The 17,467-nt window shown below is 41.2% G+C and carries 17 protein-coding genes; 7 read left to right on the top strand and 10 right to left on the bottom strand.

The window, feature by feature from the left end:
• The first annotated feature begins 36 nt into the window (after positions 1 to 36).
• The gene (locus AC0VX7_RS08060) at positions 37 to 1,506 is read left to right on the top strand and encodes an aminotransferase class I/II-fold pyridoxal phosphate-dependent enzyme (RefSeq protein ID WP_475427409.1); all 1,470 of its coding nucleotides are present in this window, start codon (positions 37 to 39) and stop codon (positions 1,504 to 1,506) included.
• 198 nt (positions 1,507 to 1,704) lie between these two features.
• Here the strand turns inward: AC0VX7_RS08060 and AC0VX7_RS08055 are convergent, their stop codons facing one another.
• Both AC0VX7_RS08055 and AC0VX7_RS08050 read right to left on the bottom strand, forming a co-directional pair.
• Entirely contained in the window at positions 1,705 to 1,827 is a 123-nt protein-coding gene (locus AC0VX7_RS08055) for a GapA-binding peptide SR1P (RefSeq protein ID WP_023615067.1), read from the bottom strand.
• A gap of 265 nt (positions 1,828 to 2,092) precedes the next feature.
• Complete coding sequence (locus AC0VX7_RS08050; protein ID WP_215033006.1) at positions 2,093 to 2,392, bottom strand: DUF3055 domain-containing protein; 300 nt, start codon at positions 2,390 to 2,392, stop codon at positions 2,093 to 2,095.
• A gap of 159 nt (positions 2,393 to 2,551) precedes the next feature.
• Between AC0VX7_RS08050 and AC0VX7_RS08045 the strand changes: the two genes are divergently transcribed.
• Positions 2,552 to 2,986, top strand: a complete 435-nt coding sequence (locus AC0VX7_RS08045) for a DUF1885 family protein (RefSeq protein WP_475427408.1) — start codon at positions 2,552 to 2,554, stop codon at positions 2,984 to 2,986.
• A 79-nt stretch (positions 2,987 to 3,065) separates the two neighbouring features.
• On the opposite strand, the gene AC0VX7_RS08040 is transcribed toward AC0VX7_RS08045, so the two are convergent.
• A complete protein-coding gene (locus tag AC0VX7_RS08040; RefSeq protein WP_475427407.1) occupies positions 3,066 to 3,938 on the bottom strand; it encodes a polysaccharide deacetylase family protein in 873 nt (290 codons plus the stop codon).
• A gap of 542 nt (positions 3,939 to 4,480) precedes the next feature.
• Between AC0VX7_RS08040 and AC0VX7_RS08035 the strand changes: the two genes are divergently transcribed.
• Positions 4,481 to 4,858, top strand: a complete 378-nt coding sequence (locus tag AC0VX7_RS08035; RefSeq protein WP_084135468.1) for a hypothetical protein — start codon at positions 4,481 to 4,483, stop codon at positions 4,856 to 4,858.
• Between the two features lie 145 nt (positions 4,859 to 5,003).
• On the opposite strand, the gene lpdA is transcribed toward AC0VX7_RS08035, so the two are convergent.
• The 5 genes from lpdA to AC0VX7_RS08010 form a co-directional block, all read right to left on the bottom strand.
• The gene (lpdA, locus tag AC0VX7_RS08030) at positions 5,004 to 6,413 is read right to left on the bottom strand and encodes a dihydrolipoyl dehydrogenase (RefSeq protein WP_215033015.1); all 1,410 of its coding nucleotides are present in this window, start codon (positions 6,411 to 6,413) and stop codon (positions 5,004 to 5,006) included.
• Between the two features lie 3 nt (positions 6,414 to 6,416).
• Positions 6,417 to 7,787, bottom strand: coding sequence for a dihydrolipoamide acetyltransferase family protein (locus tag AC0VX7_RS08025; RefSeq protein WP_475427406.1), 1,371 nt, complete (start codon positions 7,785 to 7,787; stop codon positions 6,417 to 6,419).
• Between the two features lie 52 nt (positions 7,788 to 7,839).
• Complete coding sequence (locus AC0VX7_RS08020; protein WP_102262045.1) at positions 7,840 to 8,817, bottom strand: alpha-ketoacid dehydrogenase subunit beta; 978 nt, start codon at positions 8,815 to 8,817, stop codon at positions 7,840 to 7,842.
• Between the two features lie 3 nt (positions 8,818 to 8,820).
• Positions 8,821 to 9,936: a pyruvate dehydrogenase (acetyl-transferring) E1 component subunit alpha gene (pdhA, locus tag AC0VX7_RS08015; RefSeq protein WP_475427405.1), complete on the bottom strand. Its 1,116-nt coding sequence runs from the start codon at positions 9,934 to 9,936 to the stop codon at positions 8,821 to 8,823.
• Positions 9,937 to 10,535: 599 nt separating this feature from the next.
• The gene (locus AC0VX7_RS08010) at positions 10,536 to 11,210 is read right to left on the bottom strand and encodes a YkyA family protein (RefSeq protein WP_475427404.1); all 675 of its coding nucleotides are present in this window, start codon (positions 11,208 to 11,210) and stop codon (positions 10,536 to 10,538) included.
• Positions 11,211 to 11,456: 246 nt separating this feature from the next.
• Between AC0VX7_RS08010 and AC0VX7_RS08005 the strand changes: the two genes are divergently transcribed.
• Entirely contained in the window at positions 11,457 to 11,582 is a 126-nt protein-coding gene (locus AC0VX7_RS08005; RefSeq protein WP_084135439.1) for a YjcZ family sporulation protein, read from the top strand.
• Positions 11,583 to 11,913: 331 nt separating this feature from the next.
• Positions 11,914 to 12,468, top strand: a complete 555-nt coding sequence (gene def, locus AC0VX7_RS08000) for a peptide deformylase (protein ID WP_475427403.1) — start codon at positions 11,914 to 11,916, stop codon at positions 12,466 to 12,468.
• Between the two features lie 461 nt (positions 12,469 to 12,929).
• On the opposite strand, the gene AC0VX7_RS07995 is transcribed toward def, so the two are convergent.
• Positions 12,930 to 13,700 carry a Cof-type HAD-IIB family hydrolase gene (locus AC0VX7_RS07995; protein ID WP_475427402.1) on the bottom strand — a complete coding sequence of 257 codons (771 nt, stop codon included), beginning with the start codon at positions 13,698 to 13,700 and terminating at the stop codon, positions 12,930 to 12,932.
• Between the two features lie 686 nt (positions 13,701 to 14,386).
• Here AC0VX7_RS07995 and AC0VX7_RS07990 point away from each other — a divergent pair.
• Together AC0VX7_RS07990 and rnjA are read left to right on the top strand one after the other, a co-directional pair.
• Complete coding sequence (locus AC0VX7_RS07990; protein ID WP_475427401.1) at positions 14,387 to 14,599, top strand: DNA-dependent RNA polymerase subunit epsilon; 213 nt, start codon at positions 14,387 to 14,389, stop codon at positions 14,597 to 14,599.
• 3 nt (positions 14,600 to 14,602) lie between these two features.
• Positions 14,603 to 16,270, top strand: coding sequence for a ribonuclease J1 (gene rnjA / locus AC0VX7_RS07985; protein ID WP_102262040.1), 1,668 nt, complete (start codon positions 14,603 to 14,605; stop codon positions 16,268 to 16,270).
• 119 nt (positions 16,271 to 16,389) lie between these two features.
• On the opposite strand, the gene AC0VX7_RS07980 is transcribed toward rnjA, so the two are convergent.
• The gene (locus AC0VX7_RS07980) at positions 16,390 to 17,331 is read right to left on the bottom strand and encodes a DUF4349 domain-containing protein (protein WP_475427400.1); all 942 of its coding nucleotides are present in this window, start codon (positions 17,329 to 17,331) and stop codon (positions 16,390 to 16,392) included.
• Between the last annotated feature and the right edge of the window lie 136 nt (positions 17,332 to 17,467).

The following is a 17,467-nucleotide window of genomic DNA, read 5'->3' as shown; positions in this document are numbered from 1 at the left end:
AAGAAATCTAATACAATAAAGAGGTGTGATCATCAATTGTCACAAAAAGAGACACCGTTGTTTACCAGCCTATTAAAACACGCAAAAAATAATCCGATTCAGTTCCATATTCCCGGTCATAAAAAAGGAAGCGGGATTGACCCGGAGTTCAGAGAATTCATTGGTGATAATGCACTTTCTATCGATTTGATCAATATCGGGCCCCTTGATGACCTGCATTCTCCTAAAGGCATCATCAAACAGGCTCAGGAGCTGGCCGCTGAAGCATTTGGTGCTGATCATACTTTCTTTTCAGTACAGGGAACAAGCGGCGCAATCATGACCATGATCATGACAGTCTGCGGACCTGGAGATAAGATCATCGTACCGAGAAACGTGCATAAATCGATTATGTCCGCTATCGTTTTTTCCGGTGCCATTCCAATCTTCATCCACCCTGAGATAGATAAGAAGCTCGGAATTTCTCACGGAATCTCAACTGATTCAGTCGAGAAGGCGCTGGAACAGCATCCGGATGCAAAAGGTCTTCTTGTGATCAACCCAACCTATTTCGGCTTTGCAGCTGACCTGAAAAAAATTGTTGAGATAGCCCATTCTTACAATGTCCCAGTTCTCGTGGATGAAGCCCATGGCGTGCATATCCACTTCCATGAAGACCTGCCGCTTTCAGCTATGCAAGCAGGCGCGGACATGGCAGCAACGAGCGTCCATAAGCTTGGAGGTTCAATGACGCAAAGTTCGATCCTGAATGTAAAAGAAGGTTTGGTATCGTCAAAGCGCGTTCAATCAATCATCAGCATGCTGACAACCACCTCTACTTCTTACCTCTTGCTCGCATCACTGGATACAGCGAGAAGAAGGCTTTCCATTGAAGGAAGAGAAATCATTGATCGAACGATTAAATTAGCACAGTGGATCCGGGGTCAGGTTAATGCCATTGAGCATCTTTACTGTCCGGGAGAAGACTTACTTGGTACGAACGCTACTTACGACTTTGATCCAACAAAAGTACTGATAAGCATAAAGGATTTAAATATCACAGGATACGAGGTCGAAAATTGGCTTCGGGAAAAATACAATATCGAAGTTGAACTTTCAGATTTGTATAATATCCTTTGCATCATTACCCCTGGAGACACTCAAAAGGAAGCTGAAATTCTAGTTCAGGCATTACGTGAACTTTCAAAAGAATTCCACCATCTTGCTGAGAAAGTGCATGCAGAAGTTATGCTTCCTGACATTCCGTTATTGGCGTTGACACCTCGGGATGCGTTCTACGCAGATACCGAAGTGGTACCTGTAGAGGAATCGGAAGGACGAATCATTGCAGAATTTGTTATGGTGTATCCACCTGGGATTCCAATTTTCATTCCAGGAGAAATCATCACCGAAGAAAACCTTATATATATCAAGACCAATATGGAAGCCGGACTTCCAGTACAAGGCCCAGAAGATGATGAACTTAAATCATTCAGGGTAATCAAGGAACATAAAGCAATCAGATAAGAAATGCGGAAGCGCCTTGTTCAGCCCCGACAAGCGCTGGAGGTCTGACCAGTGAAGTAGTTCTTTGACTTCATTGGGCAGACCGAAGCGACTCGAGGGGCTAGGCGCTGAAGCTAGACAAATCTCGAAGTGAAAATTTAAACTTCCTTATCTTATAAAAAAGAAGGGCATGCAGCATGCATGCCCTTTTATCTATTCTTATCTTTCTTCTGCACCTTCATGGTCGCAGCAGTTGCATTTTTTTGAATATAATACCGTTACTTTCTCATCTTCGAAATGGTCAATTGTTGCATTGCAAGTTTGACAAACGATTGTGCCCATATTTTCAAACTCCTTTTCGTTTTGAATTTTGAAAGCGCTTTATCAGTTTCTAACTATATAATAATATAACACTATTAAGAATTCAAGCCTAAACTGTATAACACTTTTATTTTTTAATAGGTATTTTTTGTTATATGTACCCACAATATATGTATTAATAATAATTAGTATGACACTTTTTACGAAAAGTGGAATTGTTATCCGACTTTCAACTAAATTTAAGCAAACTAAAAACAGGCCTACTTGGCCTGCTCTTCTCTCCAGCTTATTCGTATTGAGTCTGGAACGGGGCTGTCGGCAACTCTTCATTGAAAAATAATGCAAGGTCCTCAGCCTGCCGGACTTCTGTAATATGGAATGCTTTCTGCAAATATTCTACGTCTTCAATGTCCTTAGGGTCGAGGAGTGCTGAACGCCCCGTCTGCATGCAAACTACAAGAGGTTTCCCGAAAAACATATTGGTATACACGATCCCAAAGTCATAACGAGTATCATCAGTAGTGAACCCCACAAACCTGACGTGAACCCTTTCGTGCTCATCATAAAGCTTATCGAATAGTTCCATATGCCTCCTCCTTTTTAATTAAATATTTAGAATATTATTATAATTTATTTTTGACAAAAAGGCAAGTGCCAAGGAAGCTAAAAAGCTTATATTCTATTGTCAATGCTTTTTCAGGAGTGATAAAATGATGAGGAATAGATAGGAAAAGGGGATTGGAAGATGTCTAGTAATGCTTATATCAAACTTGTTCCATCATCATCTCAGCAAGCCATTTCCACCGAAGAACTAAAGGATTTATTTAATTACTATAAGGAAATAACTGCTAAAACAGGCGACCAGGTTGATTGGAATTATGAAAATTCAGCATTTCCTTATGATCTGAAGGAAAAAGAGCATGGGAAAGGCACATGGTTCTATCTGCAATCATCCCAGGACCGTTATAATGCAATTTTGATCGGCGTTGATAAAGAAAAAGTTGCCGAGGAAGACGGGACAGAACGCGAGCAATCATACATACAAATTACCCTGCCGCCGACAGCAACTGCTGGTGATAAGGGGAAAGCAAATGAATTCAGTAAATTTATCGGTAAAAAATTAAAGGGAGAGCTCCATTTATTCAACGGAAGGGTTATGTACTTCTATCCACGCAAATAAAGTATTTCCATTTGAACTTCGGGAACCCTTCCACCAAATACCGTGAGAAGAAATTTGTTTAAACACCAAAAACGGCTGCCTATTGAGCAGCCGTTTCATTGTTTGCTGGAGTTTCGATTTGAGTGGGATCAACGATCTTATACCCTTTATTTTGAAGGCCTTTTACGATATCACCAAGGGCCGCGCTTGTCCACTGCCGGTCATGCATCAGCAAGTTCGAGCCATTCCGGAGCAATGGTGTATTAACCATAATATTCCCGAGAGCTTCCTTTGATTGATAATCCTTTTCCCAGTCATATCCGTAGGTCCAATTCATAAGCAGCATTTTTTCTTCAGCAGCTACCTGTTTGCTATAATCAGTATTCATTCCAAACGGAGCCCTGAAAAATTGTGGCCTTTCACCAATGAGTTCCTCGACCCTGTCATTAAGGTCTACTATTTCTTTCCTTTGTTGTTCCTCAGATAAATCTCTCAACGATTTATGGTTATATGTATGGTTTCCAATCGGAAAGCCCATTTGATGAATCTGTTTCAGGACTTCCCCTTCTTCAGGAGTGTCAAGGAAATGGCCATTCACAAAAAAGATGGCTTTTACATTCAAATCTTTTAACGTTTTGGCCATCTCGAGAGCATTTTTGTCTGGAGCATCGTCAATTGTCAATAAAACTATTTGTTCATCAGGGTTGTCGATATTTTGGATAGAAAAATCGCTCTTCATTTCATACCGAGGTGCTGCTTGTATGACTTCTTCGCTCTGTGAAACATCTACAGAAGAGTCCTCAGCTGTTACTGTTCCTTCTGTTTCAGGCTTTTCCTCTGCGGCTTTTTCCTGTTTTTGGACTTGTTCTGTAGCTTCTTCACTTGTACCTGTTGGCTTCTGCGCTTCTTCTGCGGCTCCACATCCAGCCAAAATAATCGAAGCTGATATCGTTAATAATAACGTTCTTTTCAAGACTTTCCCCTCCTGCTAGTAACTCTTTGCTGACAAAGCTGATGGATTAGCTGTTTTTACTGCTCGGTATTATCAGGAAATCTAGATAGAAGAAATAAAAGACATTGTCATATGAAACGATACATAAATGGCAAGGCTCAAGACCGTTATGAAAAAGGTTTTCCTCGCCGATTTCACTATATTATTGCCTATTATTATTGCTAAATAGAAAAACACCAAGAACATAATACCATTATAAATCGGATGATCGTGTTTGGATAGCCATTCTATTAAGGTATATCCACTCCAGATAATTAATTGAAGCAGCAATACTGTATACACCTTCAAACCCTCCACCACCATGTCTAAATTATCTTTTTCCCAAGTCAGTGTAAGATAAACATTCAGATCTTTTTACTAGTATATGTCCGGTCGGTGCGGATATTTTTCATTTATGTAACAATTCAATAACATTCCATTCTTTTGGAAATCGCTGTGATAGAATATGGACAATCAGTTACTCGTGTGAAACAACAATCCGAAAAAAAGTGAGGCAAAGATAAATGAAAAGTTTGTCTTTTGTTTTTGTCGCTACGTTCCTATTTCTTACTGCTTCATGCAACCCAGTCAACGATTCAGATCAATTGGAACTAAATAAAGATATAAAACAAGTCGTTTTCTTTTCCGATGATGAGAACTATAAACAAGAAGCATCCTATTATGATGCTATTATTGAATTAAAGAAAGAATATCCTGCCGAATTTGATAAAATTGTCGTCATTTCCGCAGCAAACGCCAATAGATACTATGACCTTTTTAAGGTAAAACAGTTCCCGGCAATCCTGGTCGTTCATCAGGATCAAGTACTTGCCAATGTGAATGGCAATGTAACAAAGGATCAGATTATCGAACCTCTATCAGCTGTCTTGAATAATGAATAAGGCTCTCGTTTCGAATGCATTATCAGTTAGGGAGCAGGAAGAATAAGAGCGCCGAAGCCCTTCATTATCAGGTTTGTAAACTTTCATACTAAAACCAGCCAAAACATAAAAAAATCCTTTCCTGATGGAAAGGATTTTTTTATGTTTATTTTACGATATGAATCGGATTTCCAAGTGCTACTTCTGCAGCTTCCATGGTAATCTCACCGAGAGTTGGGTGAGCATGGATTGTCATTGCCAGGTCTTCAGCAGTCATACCTGCTTCAATAGCAAGACCAAGCTCTGCAATCATGTCAGACGCATTCGGGCCAGCGATTTGAGCACCGATGACAATGTCATCTTCTTTACGAGTGATCAACTTCAAGAAGCCGTCTGTCTGATTTAGTGATAGTGCACGGCCATTTGCAGCAAATGGGAATTTAGATGCTGTAATATTGATGCCTGCATCTTTCGCTTCCTTTTCAGAATAACCAACTGATGCTAATTCTGGATCAGAGAATACAACTGCTGGGATTGCCAGGTAGTCGATCTCTGAAGGATGTCCAGCGATTGCTTCAGCAGCAATTTTACCTTCATAAGATGCTTTGTGTGCAAGTGGCGGTCCTTCAACAATGTCACCAATCGCATAGATGTTGCTTACACTTGTGCGGCATTGTTTGTCGATTTTGATAACGCCACGGTCAGACATCTCGATGCCAACTTGTTCAAGTCCTAGTTCGTCAGTGTTAGGCTTTCTTCCTACCATGACAAATACGTAGTCTGCTTCTATTTTCTTCTCTTCACCGTTTACTTCATACGCAACTGTTACGCCAGACTCAGTCTCTTCGACACCCTTTGCAAGTGCCTTAGTGATGATTTCTGCACCCTTCTTCTTTAGGTTGCGTTTTACTAGGGCTGACATTTGCTTTTCGAATCCATTAAGGATTTCGTCTGCGCCTTCAAGAATTGTCACCTTAGTGCCAAAGCTTGCGTATGCTCCGCCTAGCTCAGTTCCAATGTAGCCTCCGCCAATAACGACGATGCTCTCTGGAAGCTCCTGAAGATTAAGTGCTCCAGTTGAATCAAGGACGCGCTTGGAGTATTTGAAAGCTGGAATCTCGATTGGACGAGATCCAGTAGCGATAATCGCATTTTTGAAAGTATATGTCTGGGCTGAATTTTCATCCATTACACGAATCGTATTGGAATCGACAAAATAAGCTTCACCACTTACGATATCGATTTTGTTGCCCTTCAATAGACCTTCGACGCCGCCAGTTAGTTTTTTTACGACTCCAGCCTTAAATTCCTGAACTTTAGAGAAATCAAGCGTGACGTTTTCCGCTATGATACCCATATCCTCAGAATGCTTAGCGTTTTCGAATCTGTGGCCTGCAGAAATCAAAGCTTTTGAAGGAATACATCCCACGTTCAGGCACACTCCGCCAAGAGTTGCTTTTTCCACGATTGTTACTTTTTGGCCTAGCTGGGCAGCGCGAATCGCTGCCACATATCCGCCAGGGCCGGCACCAATGACAAGAGTATCAGTTTCGATTGGAAAATCTCCTACTACCATTTATTACCCCTCCATTAACAATAGTTCTGGATCGTTCAACAGGCGCTTGATGTGATTCAAAGCGTGCTGTGCAGTAGCGCCGTCAATCATGCGGTGGTCGAAGCTTAGGGAAAGCGCTAGTACAGGAGCAGCTACAATTTCTCCATCCTTGACTACTGGCTTTTCTGCAATTCGGCCGATTCCAAGGATTGCAACTTCCGGATGGTTGATAACCGGAGTGAACCATTGTCCGCCAGCAGATCCGATGTTCGTGATTGTGCAAGAAGCACCTTTCATTTCATCTGGAGCAAGCTTTCCATCACGAGCTTTTCCTGCCAGTTCATTGATCTCATTAGAGATAGAGAATACAGATTTCCGGTCAGCGTCCTTCACGACTGGAACAAGCAAGCCTTTATCTGTGTCTGCTGCAATACCAATATTATAATAGTGCTTGTGGACGATTTCGCTTGTTGCATCATCAAGAGATGTATTCAACGCAGGGTATTCACGCAATGCACTTGTTAATGCCTTTACCACATAAGGAAGGAATGTAAGCTTGATTCCTTTTTCTGCAGCTACTTCTTTGAACTTTTTGCGATGAGCGACAAGTTTTGCGACATCCACTTCGTCCATTAAAGTAACGTGTGGAGCTGTATGCTTGGAGTTAACCATTGCCTTAGCGATCGCTTTTCTGATTCCGCTCATCTTTTCGCGTGTCTCAGGGTATTGTCCTTCTGGAATTGCCTGAGCTGCTGCAGCTTTAGGTGCCTCTTCAGTTTGTGCTGCCTGTGCTTGATCTGCCTGTGGAGCAGCTGCTGCAGGAGCGCCTCCGCTTAGGAAGTTGTCTATATCACCTTTAATAATGCGGCCGTTCTTGCCTGAACCAGCAACCTGACGGATATCAACTCCTTTTTCACGTGCGTATTTACGGACAGAAGGCATTGCCACGATATTACGGTTAGGGTCAACCTCTGCTTGTGGTGCAGCCGCTGCGCCAGCACCAGTTTGACCTGCAGGAGCAGGAGCTTCTGCTGCTTCTTTTTCAATTTTTTGACCAGATTCCATTGTAGACTGAACCTGAGCTTCAGTTTTTTCTTGTTTAGGCTGTTCAGCAGGTGCATGTTCGTCTTCACCTTTGAACTTAAGATCCTCATAACCTGGTGCATCAAACGTTATAAGAACCTGTCCTACTGTTGCTACTGTTCCTTCTTCTACTAAAACTTCTTCGACTGTACCAGCGACAGGTGAAGGAATTTCAACAACCGCTTTGTCATTTTGCACTTCGCAAAGTACATCGTCTTCCTGGACTTTATCGCCAGGCTTTACGAACCACTTGACTATTTCACCTTCGTGAATACCTTCACCGATGTCTGGCAGCTTAAATTGGAATGCCAATGGAATTCACCCTCCTAAGTTTTTATCAAACCTTTATAATTTCAACGATTAATTAGAATGTAAGTACTTTTTTAGCTGTTGCAATTACATCTTTGTAGTTAGGCAGCCAAACAGATTCTGCTTGAGAGAATGCGAACACAGTATCTGGAGCTGCTACGCGCAACACAGGTGCCTCGAGACTAAGGATTGCACGATCATTGATTTCTGCAACTATCTGTCCAGCCATACCAGCTTGTTTTTGTGCTTCCTGCACGACAATCGCTCTTCCTGTTTTTTCAACAGAAGCGATGATTGTTTCAATATCGAAAGGCATTACTGTTCTTAAGTCGATTACTTCTACAGAGTAACCTTCTTTTTCAAGCTCTTCAGCTGCCTTTAATGATTCGTGAACCATAGCACCATAAGTGATGATTGAAAGGTCTTTTCCTTCACGCTTAACATCTGCTTTTCCTAGTGGAATTGTGTATTCTTCTTCCGGTACTTCCTGACGGAAAGAGCGGTAAAGCTTCATGTGCTCAAGGAAAATGACTGGATCGTTATCGCGGATGGATGAAATCAACAATCCTTTTGCATCATATGGAGTTGATGGGATTACGACCTTTAGACCAGGCTGCTGTGCAACCATTCCTTCAAGGCTGTCAGCGTGCATCTCTGGAGTATGTACGCCACCGCCAAATGGTGAACGGATTGTTACTGGCGAGCTGTAGCGGCCGCCTGAACGGTAACGCATACGAGCCATTTGTCCTGCAATAGAATCCATAACTTCGAAAACAAAACCGAAGAATTGGATTTCAGGAACAGGACGGTAACCTTGAAGTGCAAGACCAATCGCCAATCCGCCAATTCCGGATTCTGCTAGCGGTGTATCAAATACGCGGTCTTCTCCAAATTCATTTTGAAGGCCTTCAGTCGCACGGAACACACCGCCGTTGACGCCTACGTCTTCCCCGAATACAAGTACGTTTGGATCGTTCTTCATCTCTACGCGAAGAGCGTCTGTAATTGCTTGAATCATTGTCATTTGAGCCATGGCTTACTTCGACTCCTTCTCTTTATATATTTCATACTGTTCTTTTAAGTGGTCTGGCATTTCTTCATACATGATTTCCATAAGTTCAGTTACTTTCTGCTTAGGAGTATCATCCGCTTCTTTGATAGCGTTTTTGATTTCTTCTTTTGCTTGTTCGATTGTTTCGTTTTCCATATCTTCAGTCCATAGGTTTTTCTTTTCCAAGAACTTACGGAAACGTACTAATGGATCTTTCTTTTCCCATTCATTGTCCAGATCAGATGTACGGTAACGAGTTGGATCGTCACCAGCCATTGTATGTGGACCGTAACGGTAAGTCATTGTTTCGATCAATGTAGGACCTTCTCCGTTAACAGCGCGCTTACGTGCTTCAAGAGTAACTGCGTAAACTGCAAGCGGGTCCATTCCGTCAACCTGGATACCAGGGATACCAGCAGCAACAGCTTTTTGAGCAATTGTCTGAGCAGCAGTCTGCTTTTCAACTGGAGTAGAAATCGCGAAACGGTTGTTTTGAACGAAGAAGATTGCTGGTGCTTTGTATGCACCTGCAAAGTTGATACCTTCGTAGAAATCACCTTGAGATGAACCACCATCACCTGTGTAAGTTACGGCAACTGCTTTTGTTCCACGCTTTTTCATTCCAAGAGCAACACCAGCCGCCTGGATGAATTGTGCACCAATGATGATTTGTGGTGAAATGACATTTACGCCTTCAGGTATTTGATTACCCTTGAAGTGTCCGCGTGAGAACAAGAACGCTTGCGTTAGCGGAAGTCCATGCCAGATCATTTGGGGAACATCGCGATATCCCGGAAGGATAAAGTCTTCTTTCTCAAGTGCAAATTGAGATGCAAGCTGGGAAGCTTCCTGTCCTGCTGTAGGAGCATAGAATCCTAGGCGTCCCTGGCGGTTCAATGAAATTGAACGCTGGTCCAGAATCCTTGTATAAACCATACGCTTCATTAATTCTTGTAATTGCTCGTCCGAAAGCTCAGGCATTGCCGATTCATTTACGACTTCGCCCTCTTCATTCAAAATTTGGAACATTTCAAATTGGCTTTCAACATTTTCGAGCTGCTTCACTGCATCAAAAGTGTTGTTTTTTGTTTTAGATGCCATCAGAGCCACCTCTTCCTTTCATACTTCATGAATTTTAATTGAATATACAAAAATAGGTTACCCAATATCAGGATAAACTTCCCCGGGTTTCTAAATACATGTCAGAGCTGAATTGTTTTTTGGCCGATCAATAATGAATCAAGAAGTTTTTCAAAAAACTTTTGCTTGGAACACCACTTGAACACACCATTCTTTAGTTTTCCACAGATTTAGTATAAAAAAACTTTTATTTCACCATTCTTATGCCAAAAATACTGTATCAGTGAAAAACACAAATGGATTAATACAATCCGCTCATTCGTTTTTTAGTTTACAACACGAAAATAAGTCCGTCAAATACTATGTTTCATCTTTTTTAATTTTATTCACTATCGGTATGTTATTATCTCGAAAAAGTAACTGTATCACTATTTATTAATTACTGTACTATAATAAATACTTTCGATTCGAACTGTATTAGTGCTGTGAAGTGGGTTCAGATGGGTTGTACTCCCAGTTGCAGGCATGAACCTTCATCAGGTCCTTAATCTGGGGTTGTACCTGCTTCATTAAATGCAAAATAAAAAGCCGCTATTAAAAGCGGCTTTACATTTCACTTATTACTTTTCCTTATCCGTGCTAACTTCTATTCCAGCTTTTTTGTAAAAATCCATTTTCTTTTGATTATACTGGTCAGTCTTTTCATTGAATTCTTTATTGTTATTCAAGACAATTTCATATACTTCATTCACTTTATTGATTTGTTCTTCTAGTTTCTCAAAGCTTAATTCCTTATCTTTAAGCATTTCATAAAGCTCTTTGTCATATTGGAGTCCTTGTTTGTAGTTTTCATAAAGCTTGTCATGAACTCCATATCTTTCTTTCATAGTCGCCTGCAGTTCGGTTGCCTGTTTCTTCAGGTTTGAGTCATCTATTTCGTCGATGATTTCGTCTACATTTCCAAACTCTTTTTCAGATTCATCTATACTTTCTTTTTCTTTATCAATATGTTCTGCACGTTTGTCAGCTATAGCCAATGCCTCATCTGCCAGCTTAACAATTTGGTCATATTCTTTCATTCCAAGTGAAATGATTTGCTCGTAAAGTTCCTTTTCCTTCTTCTCCAACTCTACAAGCGGATCCTGCTGATCCTCAAACCCTTTTTCAATTGAAACGACCTTCTCAAGCGCTTCAAACATTTTCTCCTCTGGTGATTGCTTGTCCAGACACCCAGCTAGACTGAAAACTCCAGCCATCATTATAATAGCTAAACTTATTTTTTTGATTATGGACAAAATAATAACCTCCTCATTGATACCAATTTTACTATAGCGATTGCGACGGGATTTGACAATAGATATGAAATTTTGCGGGAATAATTGTTAATGCTGGAAGTGGTAAATGCTTGTCCTTTCCTAAATATATTCACTCCTCAGTGTGTTTATGCTCTAGGCTTACGCCTACACTTTATATTTTCTTGTGCATAGGCTATAGCAATCGACCGATTTACGGGCGAAAAATACAATTGAGGAGGTTTCCTAATGCACGGTTACGGATATGGATGTGGTTATCCCGTGGCAGGAGCAGGATATGGCAATGGATTCGCTTTGATTGTCGTGTTGTTCATCCTGTTGATCATTGTTGGCTGCGCCTGCTGGAAGTTTTAATTAGAAAAGCGCAAACGCTAGAGGCCCTGACAGTGAAGTCGCTTTTTGACTTCATTGGCAGGACCGAAGCGTCTCGAGGAGTTAGGAGACGTAGCTAGACAAACGACTCTAGCTGCTCACAGCTTACGCTTCTCGCAAGATACTCGAGGAAGCACTAGCAGGGATGAAAACTGGCTAGGCGCTGGAGCTGGACACTAATCTTAATGCTCAATGCTTTCTTATGCAGTTAGGAAAGAGGGAGGGCTAGCCCCTCTCTCTTTTAACATTTCTAGTTAACTTTTTACTGTTCATTTGATAGACTTAACATTATTACATACTAGAGGTGAAGTTAATGTTGACGATGAATGATATCGTCCGTGATGGACATCCCGTGCTCCGAAAAGTCGCGGAAGAGGTTCCTATGCCTCCTACACAGGAAGATAAGGCAGTTCTTGAAAGCCTGATTGAATATGTTAAAAACAGCCAGGACCCTGAAGTTGCCCAAAAATATGGGCTCCGTCCCGGAATCGGCCTTGCCGCACCACAGATAAACGTATCGAAAAGAATGATAGCTGTTCATGTGACTGATGAAAAAGATAATTCATTAAGCCATGCCCTCTTCAACCCAAAAATCGTCAGCCATTCGGTTGAACGTTCCTACCTTGCAGCCGGTGAGGGATGCCTGTCAGTTGATGAGTCAATCCCAGGTTTCGTGCCGAGATATGCCAGGATAACGGTAAAAGGGGTAGATCTTGAAGGAAACGAAGTCAAGCTTCGCCTGAAAGGCCTGCCAGCGATTGTATTCCAGCATGAAATCGATCATTTGAATGGCATCATGTTTTACGACCACATCAATAAACAAGATCCATACGCTGAAGTTCCCGATGCAAAGCCAGTTGAAAGATAAAAGCCGAATCCTGAGTGATTCGGCTTTTTTGTGGCTTTAACTACCTTACCAATACTAATATTGTATGTTTTGGCTAAATAGGAGTTCATTTATGACAGGTTTCCGGTTTCACCCTCTAAACCTGTCTGAATTCCGATGGTTTCTTGACAGCTTTTCTCTCAATGGGCTTGAACCTGTCATAATTCCGGCATATTCTTGACAGCTTTTCTGTTTTACCCCTTCAACCTGTCATAATTCCCACGGTTTCTTGACAGCTTTTCGCCTTTTCACGGCCAACCTGTCTGAATTACGGCACATTCTTGACAGCTTTTCTCTCAATGGGCTTGAAGCTGTCATAATTACGGCATATTCTTGACAGCTTTTCCGTTTTCCTATTCATCCTGTCATAATAACTACCTCTACAGAACATCATCAGGCATTTCATATCAAACCTATTTCAATTACTCTCGAATTGCTTTGATCTATATCAACTTCAGCTCTTTCAATCCATGCCAGATACCGTCGTCATCTACATCTCGGGTTACTTTATTCGCCAGTTCTTTCAGTTCTGGAACGGCATTCCCCATGGCTACCCCAGTGCCAACTGCCTTTAGCATTTCAAGATCATTCAGTCCATCACCAAAAGCGTACACATCTTCCGGCTTGAAACCTAATCGCTCCACCATTTTCTTTATCCCTTCCGCCTTAGATCCTCCTGCCGGGAGAATATCCACTGAAAACGGATGCCACCTGATAAATGTGAATTCGGGATAAGTCTCCCGGTAATACTCTTCTTGCCCTTCTTCACAGAACAAAAGTGTTTGATAAAGCTCTCGGTCTACATAAAACCGGTCATCATGTTCTGGATGGGCGAACTTCAGACCACCAAGGCTTGTTTCAATGTAATTATGGTGCTTCACTGACGATTTCATCGTCTTGTGGTTCATAAATACGACTGGATGTCCCTTATCAGAAGCCTCCTGGTATATTTCTTCTATCTTTTTATTATTCAAAGGGTTTTGGTAAATTGGCTCCCCTTCGAATACAACATATTGTCCATTGAAACTCACAAATGAATCGATCTCCAGCTCTTTTCTAAGACTTTCGAACATGAATGGAGCTCGTCCTGTAGCAATGGCTACGAAAACTCCATTTTCCTTCAATGTTTCGATCGCCTCTTTAGCAGACGCCGGCAGGTTTTTATCATGGTCCAGCAATGTACCATCAATATCAAAAAATACAATTTTACTCATGATCTTCTCCTTTGATGCTTTTCTTGAAAGTATTTTCTTATTTTTTCCCAAATGCTCTTTTCATAATATTTGTTAAAAACAAAATTTGATTTATATGTAGTAATCACGGTAGTCTATCAAATTCACTGGTGCGTGTACAGAAAAAAGAAATGAAAAACTGTGTCAAAACAATGACATTTTATGTCATTCCATCAATAACCATGAAAAAATTTGCTATTTCATCATATAATATAAACAAAAAGATAGGATTTTGAAAAATAATCTTTGCTAAACTTTTCCTTGTTTACTTTACTTTGGACAAGGATAGTTTAAAATAAGAACTAAGGAGATGATCCACTATGTTAAAGAAGCTAAGAAAGAAGCTTTTAAAACAGTGGAAAGATTTACTTCGAAAAAAAACAATCGCTTAACTTTTTGAGCCCTTCAAACTTGCGAAGGGCTCCTTCCTTATTGTAAATTGGTTAATAGCGGAAAACATGGCAGGATGGATAATAACAATGGTAACATTGTTAATTTTTATATAAGGCTGATTTCGAATATTGTTTTGACAGAATTATGCTTTACCTACTTATTTGAGTTCGTCTACCTTGAGATTTTCCAGACTGGGAATCGCATAAACCTGCAAAACGTTTCATCGAAAATTGCCTATAAAATAGAAAAAGTTAATTTAAGGAGAGAGATTTTTAATGATTTTTAAAGTTTACTTCCAGGAATCAAACAAGCAAGTACCAGTTCGCGAAAAAACGCAAACCATTTATGTAAAAGGTGACTCTGAGAGAGATGTACGGACAAAAATTGCTGACCGTCAATATAATATTGAATATGTCGAGGCAGTTGAGGGTAACTATTACGAGTATGAGAAGCAAAAAGAAGACTTTGAAGTATTGGAGATCGAATAATTTATGAAATTCGTTAAAAATGACCAAACAGCCGTTTTCGCGCTCGGTGGATTAGGCGAAATCGGTAAGAATACGTACGGTGTGCAGTTCCAGGATGAAATCATCTTGATTGATGCCGGCATAAAATTCCCAGAGGATGAATTACTCGGCATCGATTATGTAATCCCTGACTATTCCTACTTAGTTAAAAATGAAGACAAAATCAAGGGCCTTTTTATTACCCATGGCCATGAAGACCACATTGGCGGTATTCCTTATTTACTGCGTGAAATCAATGTTCCAATCTATGGCGGCAAGCTTGCACTTGGCCTGATCAAAAACAAGCTTGAAGAGCACGGACTGTTGCGAAAAGCGAAGTTGATTGAAATCAAAGAAGACGATATCATCAAATTCCGTAAAACATCCGTCACTTTCTTCAGGACTACACACAGTATCCCTGATTCATATGGTGTCGTAGTGAAAACGCCTCCTGGACAAATCGTTCACACGGGCGATTTCAAGTTCGACTTTACACCAGTAGGTGAGCCAGCCAATTTGACCAAAATGGCTGAAATCGGCAAAGAAGGTGTCCTTTGCTTGCTATCGGACAGCACAAATGCTGAAGTTCCTCATTTCACGATGTCAGAGCGCCGTGTCGGCGAAAGCATTCATGATATTTTCCGAAAAGTGGATGGGCGGATCATCTTCGCTACTTTCGCTTCCAATATCCATCGATTGCAGCAGGTTGTAGAAGCAGCAGTTGCTAACGGCAGAAAAGTTGCCGTATTCGGGCGAAGCATGGAATCAGCTATCAATATCGGACAAGAACTAGGCTATATCACTGCGCCAAAGGATACATTCATTGAGGCTCAGCAAATCAACAGACTCCCTGCTAATCAGGTTACAATCCTTTGTACTGGAAGCCAGGGCGAGCCAATGGCCGCTTTATCAAGGATTGCCAACGGTACACACCGCCAAATCCAGATTCAGCCTGGCGATACAGTTGTATTCTCGTCTTCACCAATCCCGGGTAACACCATCAGTGTTAACAGGACCATCAACATGCTTTCCCGCGCAGGTGCTGATGTTATCCATGGATCATTGAATGACATCCATACTTCAGGTCATGGTGGTCAGGAAGAACAGAAATTGATGCTTCGCCTGATCAAACCAAAATACTTCATGCCAATCCATGGTGAGTACCGCATGCAGAAGATGCATTCGAAACTCGCGACTGATTGTGGAGTTCCTGAAGAGAACTGCTTCATTATGGATAACGGTGAAGTACTTGCTCTTGGCGATAATGAAGTTAGCGTCGCTGGCAAGATTCCTTCCGGCAATGTTTACATTGATGGAAGCGGGGTTGGCGATATCGGAAACATCGTTCTTCGCGACCGCCGAATCCTTTCCGAGGAAGGCCTTGTCGTTGTTGTGGTAAGCATCAATATGAAGGAATTCAAAATTGCAGCAGGTCCCGACCTGATCTCACGTGGATTTGTCTACATGAGAGAGTCCGGTGACTTAATCAATGATGCCCAGAGCTTAATCAATAAGCACTTGAATAAAGTTATGGAAAGAAAAACAACTCAGTGGTCAGAAATCAAAAACGAAATCACTGATACTCTAGCACCTTTCCTTTATGAAAAAACAAAACGTCGTCCAATGATCCTGCCGATCATCATGGAAGTATAAGCAAAAACCGTTGCGATTGTCGCAACGGTTTTTTTATTGTTTTGTTTAAGAAATTGATAAATAATTCGTCCTGGTTAACTATATATGATTTTTTAACCCAACTCCAGCACTTCTTGTTTTTAACTATTGGAATCAATATTATTATTTTGTCTTTGTCCTGCCTTTTTTCTTACAAAATATATGATAGCAGCCACAATCGCTCCTACAATCATGAGGATAGGGAGGTTTCCAATAAGGAATACAATGATTCCTGAACCTGCTGCCAGAAGAATGTTAATATTATCAGCAAATTGTTTCTTTATTTTCTGCCAGGTGTTCAGGCTGTCGTTATCTATTTTCGGAACTGGCACTTCATTTTCCTGCAGGGTGATGGTTACACTCGAAAGCGCTGTCTGGTTTTCGAGGAACTTCTTCCTGCCCGCGATTTGTTCAATCTGTTCCTGGACATCTGCTAAATCGGATGAGATCTTTAAAAGATCCTCAGTTTTTTGCGCTTGCTTCATGAAATCAAGCAGCCTCCCTTCAACGGCCTTCTTTGATTTCAACCGAGATTCCAGGTCAACATACTCCTCTGTAACGTCCTGCCCGCTTACGTGGCGATTATTAACTTGAACTGAAAGACCTTCAGCATCATTCAAAAACGCATTAAAATGCTCCTGGGGAATCCTGAACGTCATCGTGCCACTTTGCTGCTCGCCATCATAACGATTTGAATTTGACTGTACAATATATCCATTGTACGCTTTTGCTTTCTGTTCAAGAGCATTGCGCGCTTTTTCAAAGTTGTCTACTCTTATATCCATTTCGGCATTATAGATGACCATCCGCTGAGCAGCCGCTTCATCTGTCTCTTGGCTGGATTGACCCTCTGCTTTTGCATCCTCCCCGGAATCAGCTTTATCAGATTCTGAGAAACCAATTTCATCTTCACTAACATTTTCCATGCTAGAATTCCTTTCACCATCAGCACTCATTTTACTATCTTCCTGTGACATGCCTCCGCTGCAGCCGGCAAGTAGGAAAACAAACAAAAAACCCATAAAAGATATCTTCTTTAACAATGAAAAGCCCCCTTGAAACACTTCTATTTATGAATATGACGGTAACTCTGATAAAAAGTTACAGATTTCCGATAAAGTGAAAGCCCCCCTAACTTTTTACGTTTATGTTAGCTCTACTTGTGACAGAAATAGCGCA

The sequence above is a fragment of the Mesobacillus sp. QJM3NY_10 genome, assembly GCF_056173465.1.
Note: the sequence above shows the minus strand (reverse complement) of the source record. Positions and strands in the feature narration are given on the sequence as shown.